This window comes from Streptomyces sp. NPDC001515, assembly GCF_053597115.1.
The window spans coordinates 18,962-34,566 of sequence record NZ_JBSFHN010000010.1 but is presented as its reverse complement, the minus strand read 5'-3'; the positions used below and the strand labels follow the sequence as shown (position 1 = coordinate 34,566).

General features: G+C 68.3%; 11 protein-coding genes and 1 pseudogene. 3 read left to right on the top strand and 9 right to left on the bottom strand.

Going from position 1 to position 15,605, the window contains the following annotated elements:
- Window positions 1-68: 68 nt before the first annotated feature.
- The 5 genes and pseudogenes from ACWCXC_RS13130 to ACWCXC_RS13110 all read right to left on the bottom strand — a co-directional run bounded on the left by ACWCXC_RS13130 (window position 69) and on the right by ACWCXC_RS13110 (window position 5,285).
- Window positions 69-1,520: an argonaute/piwi family protein gene (locus tag ACWCXC_RS13130; RefSeq protein WP_450888665.1), complete on the bottom strand. Its 1,452-nt coding sequence runs from the start codon at window positions 1,518-1,520 to the stop codon at window positions 69-71.
- Window positions 1,517-2,830, bottom strand: a complete 1,314-nt coding sequence (locus tag ACWCXC_RS13125; RefSeq protein WP_381244679.1) for a DUF4365 domain-containing protein — start codon at window positions 2,828-2,830, stop codon at window positions 1,517-1,519. The genes ACWCXC_RS13130 and ACWCXC_RS13125 overlap by 4 nt, the downstream gene beginning before the upstream one ends.
- A gap of 269 nt (window positions 2,831-3,099) precedes the next feature.
- Window positions 3,100-3,598, bottom strand: a pseudogene (locus ACWCXC_RS13120) (nucleotidyl transferase AbiEii/AbiGii toxin family protein); the annotation flags it as partial.
- Between the two features lie 1,125 nt (window positions 3,599-4,723).
- Window positions 4,724-4,894, bottom strand: coding sequence for a hypothetical protein (locus tag ACWCXC_RS13115; protein WP_380803263.1), 171 nt, complete (start codon window positions 4,892-4,894; stop codon window positions 4,724-4,726).
- Window positions 4,895-4,928: 34 nt separating this feature from the next.
- Entirely contained in the window at window positions 4,929-5,285 is a 357-nt protein-coding gene (locus tag ACWCXC_RS13110; protein ID WP_367447729.1) for a PRC-barrel domain-containing protein, read from the bottom strand.
- 250 nt (window positions 5,286-5,535) lie between these two features.
- On the opposite strand from ACWCXC_RS13110, the gene ACWCXC_RS13105 reads away from it, so the two are divergent.
- Window positions 5,536-6,369: a YhjD/YihY/BrkB family envelope integrity protein gene (locus ACWCXC_RS13105; protein WP_450888662.1), complete on the top strand. Its 834-nt coding sequence runs from the start codon at window positions 5,536-5,538 to the stop codon at window positions 6,367-6,369.
- A 96-nt stretch (window positions 6,370-6,465) separates the two neighbouring features.
- Here ACWCXC_RS13105 and ACWCXC_RS13100 read toward each other — a convergent pair whose 3' ends face one another.
- The gene (locus ACWCXC_RS13100; RefSeq protein WP_384605153.1) at window positions 6,466-6,726 is read right to left on the bottom strand and encodes a hypothetical protein; all 261 of its coding nucleotides are present in this window, start codon (window positions 6,724-6,726) and stop codon (window positions 6,466-6,468) included.
- 292 nt (window positions 6,727-7,018) lie between these two features.
- Between ACWCXC_RS13100 and ACWCXC_RS13095 the strand changes: the two genes are divergently transcribed.
- Window positions 7,019-7,603, top strand: a complete 585-nt coding sequence (locus ACWCXC_RS13095) for a DUF5994 family protein (RefSeq protein WP_450888659.1) — start codon at window positions 7,019-7,021, stop codon at window positions 7,601-7,603.
- Window positions 7,604-7,664: 61 nt separating this feature from the next.
- The gene (locus ACWCXC_RS13090) at window positions 7,665-8,039 is read left to right on the top strand and encodes an STAS domain-containing protein (RefSeq protein ID WP_450888657.1); all 375 of its coding nucleotides are present in this window, start codon (window positions 7,665-7,667) and stop codon (window positions 8,037-8,039) included.
- A 132-nt stretch (window positions 8,040-8,171) separates the two neighbouring features.
- Here the strand turns inward: ACWCXC_RS13090 and ACWCXC_RS13085 are convergent, their stop codons facing one another.
- The 3 genes from ACWCXC_RS13085 to ACWCXC_RS13075 all read right to left on the bottom strand — a co-directional run bounded on the left by ACWCXC_RS13085 (window position 8,172) and on the right by ACWCXC_RS13075 (window position 15,597).
- A complete protein-coding gene (locus ACWCXC_RS13085; RefSeq protein ID WP_450888655.1) occupies window positions 8,172-9,212 on the bottom strand; it encodes a fatty acid desaturase family protein in 1,041 nt (346 codons plus the stop codon).
- 690 nt (window positions 9,213-9,902) lie between these two features.
- A complete protein-coding gene (locus ACWCXC_RS13080) occupies window positions 9,903-10,289 on the bottom strand; it encodes a GMC oxidoreductase (protein ID WP_386628551.1) in 387 nt (128 codons plus the stop codon).
- Window positions 10,290-10,614: 325 nt separating this feature from the next.
- Window positions 10,615-15,597 (bottom strand): hypothetical protein, encoded by a 4,983-nt coding sequence (locus tag ACWCXC_RS13075; RefSeq protein ID WP_450888653.1) that lies wholly within the window; start codon window positions 15,595-15,597, stop codon window positions 10,615-10,617.
- Window positions 15,598-15,605 lie beyond the last annotated feature (8 nt).

The following is a 15,605-nucleotide window of genomic DNA, read 5'->3' as shown; positions in this document are numbered from 1 at the left end:
GCCTGGCCTGGCGTGCCGCGCCGCGAAAGCGCTGTTGAGGATGCTCGGGCTGTTGAGGGCGCCCTTGCCTACATGTAGTAGGCGTAACGGGTGGCGATGCGGGCATTGGGCGGGACGTGCTTGAGGATCGAACCGACTCGGTAAGCGGTGCGCAAGGTGAGGGGGTCACGTTCGTCGAGTTGGGCGTTGTTCCAGTTCATCTTAGTCAGGGCGAGGATGTCCATGCCGGCGGTCAGTAGATCCGTGCCGTGTGTTGCGGGCCGGATCAGCAGTGGCTGGGGGACGTACAGGCCGGGGTAGGTCCGGAAGTACGGCACTGAGCCGCGGGTGTACAGGAGCAGGGAACGAGCGTCCAGTTGGACGCTGGTGCCGCGCAACGGGGGGAGTTGGCCGGTGCGGTACAGGTGTGGGGCGCCGCGCCGCTGAATCCACAGCAGGTCGACATGGTCGATCTCACGCAGGTCGGCGGCTTCGTGGAATCCGTCGACCTCACTGGCGGTGAAGTTCGAGGTCTTGTGAACGACGATGCGTGCGGGCTGGTGGCCGTGGGTGGTGCGGTACTCGGCTAGGGCGTCCAGCAGCAACTGCCGGGCGTCTGAGAGCGTCAGGTGGGGCTGGCGGTCGGTCTTGGAGATCTGCGCGGTTCCGCCGCGGACGACGACGCCGTCGCCGCGTTCGTTGAACACCTGGGCGACGGCCGTGTGCAGCTCGTTTCCACTCGCGCTGCGGTAGAAGCTGACCCCGACGTAGCAGGTGGCCAGGTCGGAGCTGTGCCGCTGCATGCGCCAGGGGGTCCCACCGGCCTTGTAGTACAGGGCGGTATGCAGGTTCCAGGCCCGTGTTGCCTCGTCCTGCAGCGGGCGGACGGTTTGACCGTTGGTCTTGGCCGGGATCCCGGTCCAAGTCTCCTTGCGCATCAGTTGCAAGGGGGCCGGCAGCGTTAGCGCGGCGGCCTTGAGCAGGTCGTGGAAATCACCTCCGGCCCCTTGCTCGCCCTGTTCCTCCTGGCGGTCGGTCACGACCTCCTCCGAGGGAAGATGGTCTTCTCTGTCCCGCAGTTCTTCAGGGCGAGCGCAGATGATGACCCGGCAGCGCCCGGTCTCGGCCAGCGACCGGGCGGCGTCGGCGTAGAGCTCGACCGCATCGGCGGTGGCGGAGGCAATGTCGACGCGGGCAAGGCGGCGCAGCTGGCGTTCGGGGATCTCGCGGACGAGGGCGTCGTCGAAGACGAGCTGGGCACCGAACGGGGAGTCGCCGCTGAAACCGGGGAACGGTTGGTGAAGATTCTCCTGCCCGGGCTTCGTCTCCTTCGCTTCGATTGGGTCCTGGCAGCGCTGCAGCCAACTCCGGATGCCGTCGACCGCATGGGCGGGGCCGACCAAGGCGATGGGGATCTGACGGGGTCCGGTAGGGGAGTCGGCGTCGGCCGGTCCGAACACGCTGATGCCGTAGCGGGGATCGATGTGACGGTTTCCGGCGCGGAACTCCAGTTCCGGCTCATGAAGCACTGGTGCTTTCATTGCGGCAGCTCCCACAGTCCCTCGGCCAGCCCGTTCACGCTCGGCTTCGGCGCTGGTTCTTGCGGAATCCAGACGCTTTCGTCGATGGCGGCATCGCAGTCGAGCTGTAGGAGCTGGCCGAATCGGATGCGCTCATCCCGGCTCCTGAACAGGGTGTCATCGCCTTGCAGATAGTCGGCCCAGGCGCGTACGAGCTGGTAGACGGCATTGTTGCGTTCCAGCCGCTTGATCTTCTGGACGTACTCGGCGTCGAACAGGGAGTCGCGGTGACCGTCGATGGTGAAGTGGTAAGTGGGGTTGATCTCCAAGAACCACTGCTCACTCCAGCGGCGGAAGTACAGGCTGGCAGCGTAGTGACGGCAGAAGCTGATCTTGGTCTGGTCGTCCTTGCCGAAATACGGGGTGAAGAAGGTGCGTCCGCGGCTGCCTCGGTAGCGGCCTTTGATCTTCCGGCGGGACCGGTCGGGCGGGGCCTGCATATAGACGACCTTCTTGGTGGGATGCCAGACCAACTCGGGATGGTGGGCGGAGCGCAGCGTGAAGTTCAACAGGGACACGAAGCGCCGCTGCAGGTCGGGGTCCTCGGTGGTCGCCCATTCCTCACTGAGGACGGAGGTGACCGGCCCGTCGCAGAGCACGGCCAGCGGGCCCTCGTCCAGTCGGCACAGCGAGAAGATCCGTCCGGCAGCCAGGACGAAGCCGCTCTCGAACTGGTTGCCGTTCGATCGCATCCGCTCCCAGGCATCGCCGCGGTCACGACAGGGCGTGGACGCCTCGTAGATGAGTGGGGCGAAGCCCTCAACCTTGAGGAGGTTCGAGACCAGCTGTTCGCTTCCTTCGAGCCGCGGCAACGGCTCCCCCACGGGTACGCCCAGGGCCGACAGCCGGCTGAAGGCGTCGGGGTCGAAGCGGTCTGCGGCCTTGTCGAACTGAACGACCCGCCGGGCTTTGCGTTCAGGGTCGGCGAACCAGGTGTCGACGCGCTTCCACCATGCTTGTTGGATACGCAGGTCGACGCAGATGAGCACGACTGGTCGCCTCAGCCGAAGCCAGTAGGCGATGTGGTCGGCCTTGCACGTGAACTTGAATCCCGTCGCCGTCTCGCCCCGAAATCCGACTTCTGTGCCTTTCACTTGAGCCAGGACGGCGACACCGGTGACTTCCCGGTCGACATCCACGAACTCGATCTGCCCGTCGACGGCGAAGTCACGTTTGGTGTCGTTCCACACATGGCCGGCATCGGAGACGGCCTTGTCGACGAATGCTTCACCCCGGTACCCAGCCCGCTGCTGGACACTGCGCTTCGGCATCCGATCAGTGCTCCGAGAAACGCACACATGTGTGCTCCGCAGCCCTGCTGAATCTGGGCGGCCGACGGCGCGCTTTGTTGTCCCACCCCATGCAGTGATCCTCCGTCGTTCGCGCGTGGTCCGAGTCAACTCAGGATAAGAGGGACCACTGACAATGACCTGTGCACGTCCTTCGGGAAGAGTGAACCCGGAGGCTGGGTACCTGAAAGTTTCGGGGTCCACACGGCAGCGGGGCCTGCTGAATGATCAACCTTTGTTTGACTTGGGGCGAAGCGGCCGCGGGCGCGGCGACGGCCGAACTCCTCGAGTTCGGCCGTGGTCAAGAGGCGGCACGCAGCGAACACGTCGATCAGATCACGCGGCACTCCGCAGTCGGCGAGAGCGCGGATCTTCGTCCCGATCACGTCCTCCTCCGCGAGGACAAGCCTGTACGGGTTCTGGGGGACGGCCGCCAGAAGATCTCCTTGAGAATGCCGACCTCACGTCCTGCCCGGTGGCTGGGCCGGTTACGGTTAAACGGGGGGGGCCAGCGGGGCGGTCTCGAGCGCCTGCACCTTCCAGTCCCGGCTTCCAGACCCCTACGGAGGGGCTGCGATGGCGGCCGCGGGCGCCGGGTTGTCGGTGGCGACATCGAGGTCCTGGCGGGGGCGGTTTACAAGGTGGTGCGCCCGCACGGTGTATCCGCCAGTGAGGACCAGGGGTGTACGGGGAGCCGAGCGCAGTCACATCCGCCAGCAGCCACGTGTGGAGCCCCGGCATGTCCGTCACGTGGCTGCCCGAGTGCGGGAGGCGAGCTCGGGGAAAGTGTCCTCCCAGACAGTGCGCACGGTGCGACCGACGAGTGTGCATAGCATCGGCCACAGCTGGAGGAGCAGGTCCTGGTTGAGATAGAGGGGCAGATCATCGTGCAGGCCCTCGTGTAGGGCGGTGCGCTGCAGGCCCATGCGCTGGCGTGGCTTGCTGAGGTCGTGCGAAGTCATCCCGGACCAAGCCATGTGCGGCGGCAGCGCCACGCCCCCTGAGTGGGTCCCTGCAGCTCGGCCAGCGACTCCGGTAGGCGCCGCCGCAACTTCTCCCGGTACAACGCGAGATCCTCGGCGTTCGCTCCCGAGAGGGCCCTCGGCGCGGGTGCGGGGCGCTGTGGGCTGGAAGGCATGACTCCATTGTCGTGGCCGGCCAAGTGGTGCGGATCATGATGTGCGAGCCGGTGTCCGCAGTGAACGCAGTCGAGCTCACGCAGGGGGAGCTGGTCGTGCCAGCCAGTTCCGCCCCCAGGAGAGATGGCTAGGTCGTCATGACGCTCGTTTGACGCTCTGGGCGTCCGTACGCAGGACAGCGAGCCGAGAAAGAGGCTTTGACCTGGCCTTTTCCGAGACTCGCTCAGGCCGACATCTTTCCGATGACGTCGCACGTGGAGTGCGTGGCGATTCTTGAGCCTGCCCAGAAGGGGCTCTGACCTGCGGTTTTATCGGGTTCTTCAGGTGTGCTCGACGGTGCTCGACCTGTTTCCCGAAGTGCATGGTGTGGAGACTTGCCGTATGTCCGGGACCGCTTCCGACCTGCAGTTTCGACCAGCGGCCAAGAGGGCGCCGGGTCTGGAACGTGATATTCGCATGGACGGCAGGTGGCCCCTCGTGACGCTCATCCGACGCTCGTTCTGATGTCATGTCAGGACCTGTCGCCGGGTGGTCCGAGGCCGAAGGGTGGGGGAGGCGTAGCGCGGGGGCGGCCTTCGTCGGTAGGGCGACGTCAAGGAAGACGTGCTGGGCCGCACCGGGGGGGGCGACATCGCGCGTACCGTCATGGCGGATGGTGAGATGGAAGCCTGCCCGGAGCTGTTGAACCGGGCCGGTGGGCATTGGGCCCCCTCCCGGCCCGGCAGCCTCAGGACGTTCAGCGCAGGCGCTGGTGCCGGCCGGAGCCTCGCATGTGCATGCCCAGGTACACCAGGGCCGCGACCAGCACCACGATGCCGATGACGAGCAGGTAGAACAATCCTTCTGCGGCCACGCCGATGATGCCCAGCACGATGGCCGCGATGACGAGGAGGAGGAAGAGCCTCATGAGGTAATGCACCTCTTCGATTCGGCGGGGTCGGTCAGCGTCGGGCGAGTTGCCGCTCACCGTTCGCACCGGGCTGATAGGGCAGGCCGTAGTGCGCGAACACCGCCGCCTCGTCCTCGACGGGCAGCACGTCGTCGGTCCCGATCGCCGGGCACTTCTTCACCAGCGCCCGTTCGTAGTCGACCTTCACGTAGCCCGGTCCCACGACCGCGCCGTGCAAGGGGACGAAGACCAAATGGCGGCGGGTGGGCAGTCCGACCTGAACGGTGCCCATGGCCGGCTCGTCGGTGCTGGTGTCCACGTAGACAGCCTCCAGCGTGCCGATCTTGTGGCCACCCGCGTCGACGACGTCGTGGGCGCGCCACTCGCGGATGTCCGCACTGTGGATCATCCTTCGGCTTCCCTTCGCGCGGCGGTGTACCCGAAACGGGCACTTCGCCGAGTGCCCGTACCAGCCGTGGTGACACTTCCCGTCGCAGGATGGCGCAGACCGGTGCTGTGGACCGGGACGGCCGGGGCGCCGGAAGCCCGACGCGTGGCCCGACTCCCGGACCGGCGGGCTCGTCCATCCGGCAGCCTGTCGGGGAACCTCATGTCGCGCCCTGCCCCGTTGAAGGCATCGCCCGTGATAATCGACAGACATGCCTGAAAAGTCCCCCGAGGCCGCGGACCGTTCGTTTCGGTTCGGGCGGCTGCGCCGCGCCGTCAGCCGTTCGCCGGTCGGGCGCGGATGGCGACGGGGCGCGCAGATGGAGCTGGGGTCGCGTTCGCTGGGCTTTTCGGCGCTGGGGTTGCTCACGCTGGTGCCTTTGCTGATCATCGTCTCCTCTGCCGATCCCGAGCACGGCCGGGGGTTCGCGCAGTGGCTGGGCGAAGGGCTGGGCGTGTCGACGGCCGCCAGGGAGCAGGTCGAGAGGTTGTTCGCTCGGCCCGGCCAGGCGCTGCGGAGCACGACCGTGTTCGGTATCGCCGCCCTCGCCCTGTTCGGCCTGGCTTTCGGGGCAGCGGTGCAGACCGGCTACGAGAAGGTCTGGGACCTGCCGCCGGCTCGCTGGTGGGCCAGGTGGCGGCACGTGGTCTGGCTCAGCGTCCTCACCGTCTTCCTCTTCGCCTCCGCCACGACCACACTACGGCCGGAACCGCTGGCAGGCGGGGCTGTCGCATCGCTGAGCGCTGTCCCGTTTCTCTGGTGGTCCCAGCACCTGCTGCTCGGCGTGCGCATCCGCTGGCGCGCCCTGCTGCCGGGTGCTGTGGCCACCGTGATCGGGCTGCTCGGTCTGAGGATCTTCTCCGCCCTCGTCTTCTCGCCGCTGATCGCATCCAACGCCGTCGCCTACGGACCCGTCGGAACCCTCCTGGTCGTCGAGTCCTGGCTGCTCGGCGTGGGAGTCGTGATCTTCGGTGGCGCGCTGGTCGGCCGATTGTTCTACGAGGAGATCCCCCGCGTGACACGCACATGGAAACGACGCGGGTGAGGAGGGGGCATCAGACGCTCATCCCGCCCGGGGCAGACGATCCGACCTGAGTCGGGTCGAGGCCGTACGCCGTCCCGACACGGGGTGGGCGGACGATCAGTCGCACCCGGGCTCCGGACCGGTGTGTCCGGTCGACCGGCTGGACTCCAGCCACGAACGGGCGGGCTCGGCCGCGCGGGTGGTGTCCACGGTGAGTTCGAGACGGGTGCCGCCCTCGCCGTTCGCCGGATAACTGCGCTGTTCGGTGGCGGCGAAGCAACGACGGAGAACTTCCGCCACCCGCCGTGCGTCCTCGGGCGACGCGGCGACGACGTGAACCTCGGCATACCCGGCCGAGGGCGCTTCCTGGGACTCCATGGTGACCTCACTGCGCGGCTGGATGCGATCGGACCAGAGCGCCGATCACTCTAGTCGCACACATCACCCGCTTCGGACCTCGACGCCTCTCCTCGGGCCGGGTGGTCCGAGGAACACCGTGCGGGGAAGGTCCCGGAGGGCCGGGGGCGAGTGCTGCCGCCCGTTCGGGTGTTTCGGGGAGTACGGTAGGGAGCACCGAGAATCCTTGGGGCACCGGCATCCGTACCTGTGTCGTTTTCGGCGATCGAATACGCCGGGCCGGCTACGACCGGTCCGGGGCAGGGTCCGCGTCATGAATGTGACCATCTCCCGCCCGACGACATCCGAAGGCCGGCCGGCCCTCTCTCGTCCGCGCCTTGCTCTCGCACCGGCCGGCTCCGTGCCGGCACTGCTGGACGGCGCCTGGTGGCCGCGCTCGTCCGACCTCCACGCCGAACTGCCCGCACTGGCGGCCGTGCTCGATCCGCTGTGGGGGCGGATCACCCGGATCACGGTGAACCCCGCCCGGTGGCCGGTTGTACCGCGCAAGGTCACCGTCGCCGGGCACGTGGTGAAGGTGGGCTGGTTCCGGGCCGAGCAGGACCCGTACGAGCTGCTGCTGCTCTCGTACCGCGTGGGCCGCTGGAACCTGCTGGTCGTTCCTCCGGGGACGGATCCGGTTCGGGCCGCGTGGCTGATGGCCGCTGCGAGCGACCCGCGGCGCAGCGATTCCGCGAGCCGGCTGACGGCGGACGCCCCGCGGCCGGTGACCGAGGACGACCGGACCGCACAGGCGGCCTGGGAGTCCGAAGGCGGACGCGAAGCCTCGGACCCGGCTGCTCGCGCACCGGGCCGGACGGTCGCCGCTGTGCAGGCGGACCAGTCGGAGAGGCCGTGACGGCGGCAGCCGGTTCTGTCTGTCGCACGGCGTCTTCGAACGATTCTCGGAACGAGGAGCCATGTCCCCTCCACTGCCGGACGTCCCCCGCCGGGACCGCGGCCCGCGCGCTCTGATCGCCCTGTCCGGGGAGATCGACCTGACCACGATCCCGCTGGTGCGCAGCGTGCTGGTCGAGGGTCTCGGCGACCACACCCGCACCGTCGACATCGACCTCTCCGCAGTCACCTTCTGTGACGTCAGCGGGTTCAACCTCCTCCTGGAGATGGCGCAGCTCACCGGACGTTCGGGAGCACTTATGCGCCTGCACCGGCCTCCGCGGTCCTTGGCGCGTATCACCGAGATCACCGGCTCCGGTTTCCTGCTCCACTTCGTCCGCCCTGGCCCGAGACCGCCCCACGACGTTCCGGCCACCGCGGAGGGCTCTGTGGGCTGACCGCTCGATGGCGGGCAGGAGCCATGAGGTCGGGGGAGTGCTCCGTTGATGCCCCTGACCTGCGCAGGAGAGGGCTTCGGCGGACCGGTACTGCGCCCGCGACCGGCGTCGGCCGCGGGCGCCCGGGAGTTTCTAGGCGGGGACGCGGTAGTGCCGGAGGGGCGCTCCCGCCCGATGGAGGCTGGTGAGTGCCTGTCGGTAGGAGGCGATCAGTCCGGTCTCCAGGTAGTCCACGCCCAGTTCCTCGCAGTAGCGCCGGACGAGGGGCCGTGCCTTGCGCAGGTTGGGGCTGGGCATGCTGGGGAAGAGGTGGTGTTCGATCTGGTGGTTCAGGCCGCCCAGGGCGATGTCGGTGAACCAGCCGCCGTTCACGTTGCGTGAGGTGAGCACCTGGCGGCGGAGGAAGTCCGGGCGGTCGTCGCCTTTCAGGATCGGCATGCCCTTGTGGTTGGGGGCGAAGAGGGAGCCGAGGTAGAGGCCGAACAAGCCCTGGTGGACGGCGAGGAAGGCGATCGCCATGCCGGGCGGCAGGACCCAGAACAGGGCGGTCAGGTACGCCACGCAGTGCGCGGCCAGCAGAACGCCGTCGAGGGCCTGGTGCTTGAGCGAGCAGTTGGCGACCGCCCTACCGCTCGACACGTGCAGGTTGAAGCCCTCCAGCGTGAGGAGCGGGAAGAACAGGAACGCCTGCCACCGACCGACGAGACGGGGGAGTCCGGTGGCGGCGCGGGCCTGGTCCTGGGACCAGACCAGCAGGTCGGGGGCGACGTCGGGGTCGAGGTCCTCGTTGTTGGGGTTGGCGTGGTGACGGGTGTGCTTGTCCTGCCACCAGCCGTACCCCATCCCGATGCCCGCTCCGGCGATCCGTCCGGACACCTCACTGGCCCTGCGCCGGCGGAACACCTGACGGTGGGCCACGTCATGGGCGACCAGGGCCACCTGCCCGAAGACGACAGCCAGGAAGACTGCGACCGCCAACGTCCACCATGAGCGGCCGACGAGTGCGAAGGCGATCCATCCGGTGGCGTAGAGCCCGGCCACCGCGGTGATCCGGAGTGTGTAGTAGCCGGGGCGGCGTCCGAGCAGTCCGGCATCCGCGATTTTCCTCGACAGCCGGGCGAAGTCGCTGCCGGAACTCTCGGAACGCGGAGCGCGGACGGTGACACTTGTCATGATTGGGTAAACTCTCTGCTAGCTGCGCAGGCGGCTCCGGGTCGCTGCTCAGTGAGTTCTGGTGGCGGTCGCGGACGCCGGCCGGAGAGGTACCGTCCGCAGCGTCGGCCTGTCGTGACGCTGCCCCTCGGACCGGCCGGGTTCCCAGCCGGGCAGGTCTTACCCGGTCGGGGGCCGTCTTTCCGCGACCTTCCCCGTGCATACAGGTGATGGAGCGTCGGGTGCCGGGTTCAGCTGCCCACCTTCGGCGTCGGATCGGAAGCCGTCCGGCGTTGGAGGGGGTCTGCTCACTCCGGGCGATGTCGTCTTCGAACCCCGTGACGCTCGTTTGACGCTCTGAGCGCCTCGGCGTAGCGGCGATGAGCCGTGAAGCCACCTATGACCTGCTGTTTTTCGGGCCTTGTCCGGACCGACACCTTTCCGATGACGTCGCATGTGGAGTGCGTGGCGATTCTGGAGCCTGCCTCCAAGAGCCTCTGACCTGCTGGTTCTCTGGTTCCTCGCATTCCGGGAGGGCGGAGCCGACCTGTTTTCCAGGTGACATGACGTGGAACCTTCCGCGAGTCCGGAGAGCAGGCTTTGCCTGCGGCTTTGTCGAGCGGTGAGTGGGTGGCGGGTGTCCTCCGCTGATTGTGCCGGGACGAGGGAATGCCGCCCTGACGCTCGTTTGACGCTGTTTCCGACGGAGTGTCAGGTACGCATTCCCGTGACAGTTCCGGCGCTGTGGGAACCACTCTGGCCGACCGGCGTGCTGTGCTCCGCCGCCGAGTCCGGGTGGTCGAAGAGTGCGCGGGCACCTCGGACGGCGAGGGCGACGGATGTCAGCGTGGGGTTGCGAGCGGTGGCGGTGGGGATGACGTTGTTGCCAGCGACCCACAGTACGAGGGTGTTCCAGACGCGGCTGTGGTTGTCGCAGACGCCTGTGCCGTCGTCGGCGGGACCCAGTTGAGGTAGCGGCCCAGCGCGAGCGGGCGGATGCCGGAGGCGTACAGCAGACGTACGGGTCCCAGGTGGCGCCCAGGCGCGGGTGCGGTCCGTTGCAGCGTGAACCGCCAGGTCATCAACGGGATACTGCATCGGGTGGTCCCGCCGCCGGCCACACCGCCCGTCACTCACCGGCAGGAGCGGTTCCTCGCCGCCACCTCCAGAATGGTGTCTGCGCCGGATACGGCGCCTGATCGGGATCGCCACCTGGACCGGCGGTGGCGGCACACGGCACGAGGCCGACTACCTTGTCGAAGTCGGTGGCGACCTGGACCACCCTGTCCTGGAATGGTCCAAGCACACCGCCTACGACTGTTCGGACCCGAGGACCTCCCTCGCCCTAAGGAGGACCGAACCCCTGGCGATTATCTCGTCCACGACCTGATCGCGAAGGCTCTACAAGATCGAACGTCGGGCTCTAGTACCCGAGCCCGACGTTTGGGTTCGGATGAGGCTCGGGTGGCTGTGGGCAGAGCTGCTTCACCGCGGACCGTAGTTCCTCCCCGCAGAGATGCTGGGACAGCCCGGTCTCGCTGATCATCTTTCGCAGTGCTCCGGCGATCTTCGGAGTTGCGAGGTGGTCGCGCAGGATCGGGGAACGTGCCGCTTCGCGGCACAGCAGCGTGAGGAGTTCGGGGCTCGCCTCGGTGGCCGCGTGCCAGTGGGTGGGGAGTGGACCGTCGGCAGGAAGGAGGCCGGTCCGCGCGGCGGCGATCAGGGCCATACAGGTCTCCTGGGGATGCCAGTGCTGTGTGCTGCCGGACCCTGCGTAGGAGTCCACGGCCTCCACGACCGTCGTGGTGGACCACTCTGTGCGCGGCAACCACGCCGCCGCCCAGGCAACGGCGGCCGGATGGGCCACGGTGTTGGGCGGCAGCGCAGGGACCACATCCGGGAGAAAACGAAGGCCGGAGCACTCGTGCAGTGCCTGGGCCGCCCACCCGATGCTGTTCCAGTGCGTTTCGGCGTCCACCGCCAGGTGCCGATCTGCCACCTGCTTGACGAGCCGTGCCACCGCTGGGGCCAGAGAGTCAGTGGATCTGTTCGTGAGCCGGGCCACCTTCAGCAGTTTGCTCGCCTGGTGGAGCCCCAACGCATTCGCCAGGAGGTCGGCGGACAAGCCGTCCACGTAACTGAGGATGTCGTCGAACCCATCACTCCGGCCGGTCAGCCACAGCGCCTGCAGCAGGCCGGGGACTTGCTGCAGATCCGGCCGGAGACCCAGCCGGAGCCGGTTGAGCAACCGATCGATGTTGACGCTGGTGGCCAGTTGCTCACCCCACTGCGGCTCCCACATGTGGGCGAGCGTCAGCATCTCGGTGACGGCCCGGGGACTGGCGAGGAGGTGCATCGTGGCCTCCCACCGAGTGGTGAGCAGGGTGTACATCCACTCGGTCTCCTCGGTGCGGTTGGTCACCCCGAGTCGGGCCAGGGCGCGCCCCACCATTCCCTGGGTTACCGGGTCCTGGTCGAACTTGAAGACATCGATGAGTGTCCACCAGCGCCTGCGCTCGTTCCGCAGCGCGGCGAGTTCGGCCTTGCCGAGTCCTGGCTTGCAGCGCTCCACCTCACTCAGCAACTCGGCTGTGAGCGGGGGGTGCACCACGCTGCGGAGAAGAAGTTCTCGCAGATGGGAGAGGTCCTGCCCGCCATGTGGGCGGCTCAGGAAGTCCACGGTCATGGCCGCTTCGGCCGGGTCCAGCTTGCGTAGCTGGCCGAGCGCCGTGACGAAGGCGCCGATACTGCGGCCGACCCGCAGACGCTCGGCCCAGTTCCAGCGGGGGTTCTGCCGTTTGAAGTGGCCGAGCACCAGAGCGGTCGCCGCGACTTCGCCACCGGCCCGCAGGGTGTCGGCCATGACTTGCAGTTTCTGTGCGGTGTTGCTCGCGGTGTTCAGGAGCGGACTGCGCACGGCCTTGTCCAATTTGAGCTGCTTGGCGAAGTCCGCGCCGATGTCGGGTACCAGCGCGCGCCCCAGCCGATGGGTGTGCACCATGCTCTCTGGGTCGAGCGCGACTTGGGACATTCGGTCGCGCAGCACCTTCCGGTCCAGTCGTTCCGCCAGCTTCTGGAGGAACTGCTGGCCGAAGTAGTCATCCTGGATCAGGAGCATGGCCAGCCGCGGACCCCAAGGGCGGGCTGTGCCGCGCTGTGCGTGGATGCTGGACACGACGAGGTCGAGCGCCGCATCCTCGATCGCCTGCCGATAGTCCGCGCCCGACTCCCACAAGCCGTGCAGCAGGTGGTACACGATGGCGGGCCGGCGTTCTCGCCTCATGACGTTCTCGACGAAATCCTGACCGATCTCGCAGGCCAGGCGGTAACCGAACCGTTCCTTGGTGTCGCAGTAGAGGTCATCGACGCGGCTGACGCTGCTGAGGAGCATGCCCGCGCCGCGCACGTCCTCGAAGCTGCGAACCGACTTGGCCAGCTCGCGGGCCAAGCCGGCGTCAGCCACCAGGGCGCCGTCCCGGTTCTCCTGGTAGAGCAGTGTCCGGAGAGTGCCGCCATGGATGTTCCGCACGGTCGAGATGAGGATGGCCGCCTCCGCGGGCGGTGCCGCCTTCACCACGGGAACCAGTGTGCGGCCGAACTTCAGATGGTTGAGGAGACGGTTGCTGAACCCACGGTTGCTCTGCGACAGGTCGTGCAGGGCCTGACTTATCTGGATGGCGTCCGAGTACGCCAGAGCCGCTTGGAGTTGCGTCTTGTACTGCTCGATGAGCTCGGCCCAGTCCTGAGCACCGTCGAAGTGCAACCGCAGCGACAGCCAGGACAGGATGGCGGCGAGGGACCTGTCCCGGGTGGGACGTGCCTCCAGGAGGAACTGCGCCGGTTTGAACAGCGGGCGCAGTGCCGACGCGGGTTGGTCGTCCCGCGCCTGACGTGACTTGGCGAAGATCAGGTCGTCCATGCGCCGTACGGCGATGAGGTCCCGGTGACGAGCGGGATCGGCACCTTGGACGAGGTCATCGGCGCGCTGTTCGAGCCACTCGCAGACCGTCCCGGCCGGTGTGGTGCCCTCGCCGGCCAGCTTCAGCAGGGCATTGACGAGGTGGTACCGCTGCGTGAGGGTGGAGGACCGGGCGAGGACCGTGTCCAGGCCGCCCTCCGGCTCCCCTACCCAGGTAACGAGGTTCGGCAACACGTTCGGGGGCAGCCGGAACTCGTCGTCCCACATCGCGGTGAGCGCGAGTGTCACATCACGCACCGTCAGATCTGCTACGGAGCGAACTCGTTCGAGGACTGCCGGGAGTGCGGCGGCGGTCCAGTCGGCATCGCTGTTGCGTCGGCAGAGCCGCAGCAGAGTGAGGGCCTTGGGCGGGTGCGCGGTCGCCGTCCAGTCGGTGATCGCACGGCGTACCGAGGCCAGTTCCAGTAGCCGCGCGAGCTGTTCCGGCGCGTAGGCGGCGCACTTGCGCAGCAGGGCGTCGAGTCGCTGGTGGTTGTCCTCCCGGAGGAGGACCAGGACGTATGGTTCGAGATGGGTGGGAAGGGCGTCCAGTCCCTCGGGGCTCGCACAGGCGATCACCGCCTCGGCCCGGACGGTGCTGGGGATCCTCATCAGAGCCTCGTGGACGACCACGGCGAGGGCCGCGCGGGTTTCCTCGGGAATGGCCGCCACATGGGCGGACGGGACCCCTTCGTCGAGCCATGACACCGCGGCGAGCCGGTATACCGCGGCCCGGGCGTCGGCGTCGAGGCCGTCGCAGGCGGACTGCGCCCGCGCCCGCACCAGTTCGACTCCCAGGCCCCGCTCCGGCAGCGCCGCCGCAGGAGCGGACTTGCCGGCCGGTTTTTCCCGCAGCAGGTCGCCCAGCAGACGCAGGTCCCCCTGGCACGCCTCGACCGCCAGGCCGACGGCCGCCGTGTCGTCGGCCCGGACCCGGTACTCCCTGGGCGCCCGGCGGATCATCTGGTGGGCCAGGTCGGGCACCTCCTCCGGTGCCACCACGGTGACATAGGAGGTCACGCCATGGTTGTCCCAGCGGTTGGCCGCTCCGTCGACGAAATGGGTCAGCGCGAGGACACCCGTCTTGAGCTCGCTGAGGGACTCCAGCGCCTCGCCGACGTTGCCGTCCTCCAGGGCGTGCAGGTCCTCCAGGACGACCAGCACCTTCCGGCGGGTGCTGTCGGCGCCGGTGGTGGTGAGTGCGGCGCGGACCACCGCAAGCAGCTCGCCGTCCGAGGGCAGTTGGCGGCGGTCGGGCGACAGCACCACGGTCTGCCAGCCGGCGCTCTCCAGCTTGTGCACCAGTTGCTGGGCGCACACCGTCTTCCCGGAGTTACGGATCCCGGACTGGATCACCCGGGACAGCGGCTTCCCGTGGAACCTCTTGAACAGGAAGGAGGCCCGCTCGAACTCCACCAGGCGCCGGTCCGTCGGCCCGGACCACCCCGGTGCGGAGCCGGCCGAGCCGGTCGAGTGAAGGATGCGCCACTCCTGCTCCGCGAGCGTCTCCGTTGCCCAGCGCCGCACCGTTGCCTGCCACTGCTCTCCCCACAGCAGGTGGACCGCTCCGAGCAGGGTCGGCTCCGGGTCGGTCGTGACGGTGCCCGCCCGGCGCAGCCGCCAGCCGTCAGCGTCCCGCCACAGGACGCCGAGGCCGGCCTCGGCGGCGGCCGCCATCGCCTGCTCGGGCGCGGTGGGCGGCAGCCAGTCACCGTCCTGCGAGGTTCTCGCCAGGGCCAGCACACCCAGCTTGCCGAGGCCCGGCAGACCGCCCTCGGCGGCGATCCAGGACAGCGCGACGGCGGGCGCGCATGACTCGGGGTCGATCGCGGAGGGGACGAGCAGATCCCGTGTTTCGACCCGTGGACGGATGTCGGCGGACATCCGGTTCCCCACGCTCGACACCAGGCGCCGGGCGGCGTGCAGCCCCCGCTCGATCGCGGCCGGGTCGGGGAGCGGTGACCAGGACCGGACGTCATCGCCGGGATCGAACACGATGTCCGCGCCGGCGATGACGTACCAGTCGTCCACCGGCGCCAGCAACAGGGGCACCCTGCCCACTGGCGCCGCCCTGGGCGGCTCGTCACCGGCCGACAGCAGCTCCGCCCGGGTCACCAGCCGGTCGAGCTCGGACAGGAGACCGGTGTCCAGCTCGCTCAACACGTTCCCCAGGTGGGTGGCCCCCGCCTCCGCGTACTCGTAGAGCAGCGCGCCGGGCCCGATCGGCTTCTGCTCGCCCGAGAAGTCGAAGGGACGCCGGGGGAGCGGGATCTGATGGTCGAGGACCGTCTTGCCGAGGGTGATGACATTGCGCAGCCGGGACTCGACGCGTATCGGATCGACCGATGTGCGCAACAGATCCGTGGCCAGCGCATGAAGCGTCATGCGTAGTTCGTAGGGCAGCGCCGCCCTGCGGGCGGAGGATGACATCAGGTCCTCATGACTCACGCTTGACT

What these genes read in the sequence shown, in the direction of transcription:
- ACWCXC_RS13130 (WP_450888665.1), bottom strand. Translation starts at nt 1,520, where the DNA reads ATGAAAGCACCAGTGCTTCATGAGCCGGAACTGGAGTTCCGCGCCGGA.
- ACWCXC_RS13125 (WP_381244679.1), bottom strand. Translation starts at nt 2,830, where the DNA reads ATGCCGAAGCGCAGTGTCCAGCAGCGGGCTGGGTACCGGGGTGAAGCA.
- ACWCXC_RS13115 (WP_380803263.1), bottom strand. Translation starts at nt 4,894, where the DNA reads ATGAGGCTCTTCCTCCTCCTCGTCATCGCGGCCATCGTGCTGGGCATC.
- ACWCXC_RS13110 (WP_367447729.1), bottom strand. Translation starts at nt 5,285, where the DNA reads ATGATCCACAGTGCGGACATCCGCGAGTGGCGCGCCCACGACGTCGTC.
- ACWCXC_RS13105 (WP_450888662.1), top strand. Translation starts at nt 5,536, where the DNA reads ATGCCTGAAAAGTCCCCCGAGGCCGCGGACCGTTCGTTTCGGTTCGGG.
- ACWCXC_RS13100 (WP_384605153.1), bottom strand. Translation starts at nt 6,726, where the DNA reads ATGGAGTCCCAGGAAGCGCCCTCGGCCGGGTATGCCGAGGTTCACGTC.
- ACWCXC_RS13095 (WP_450888659.1), top strand. Translation starts at nt 7,019, where the DNA reads ATGAATGTGACCATCTCCCGCCCGACGACATCCGAAGGCCGGCCGGCC.
- ACWCXC_RS13090 (WP_450888657.1), top strand. Translation starts at nt 7,665, where the DNA reads ATGTCCCCTCCACTGCCGGACGTCCCCCGCCGGGACCGCGGCCCGCGC.
- ACWCXC_RS13085 (WP_450888655.1), bottom strand. Translation starts at nt 9,212, where the DNA reads ATGACAAGTGTCACCGTCCGCGCTCCGCGTTCCGAGAGTTCCGGCAGC.
- ACWCXC_RS13080 (WP_386628551.1), bottom strand. Translation starts at nt 10,289, where the DNA reads ATGCAGTATCCCGTTGATGACCTGGCGGTTCACGCTGCAACGGACCGC.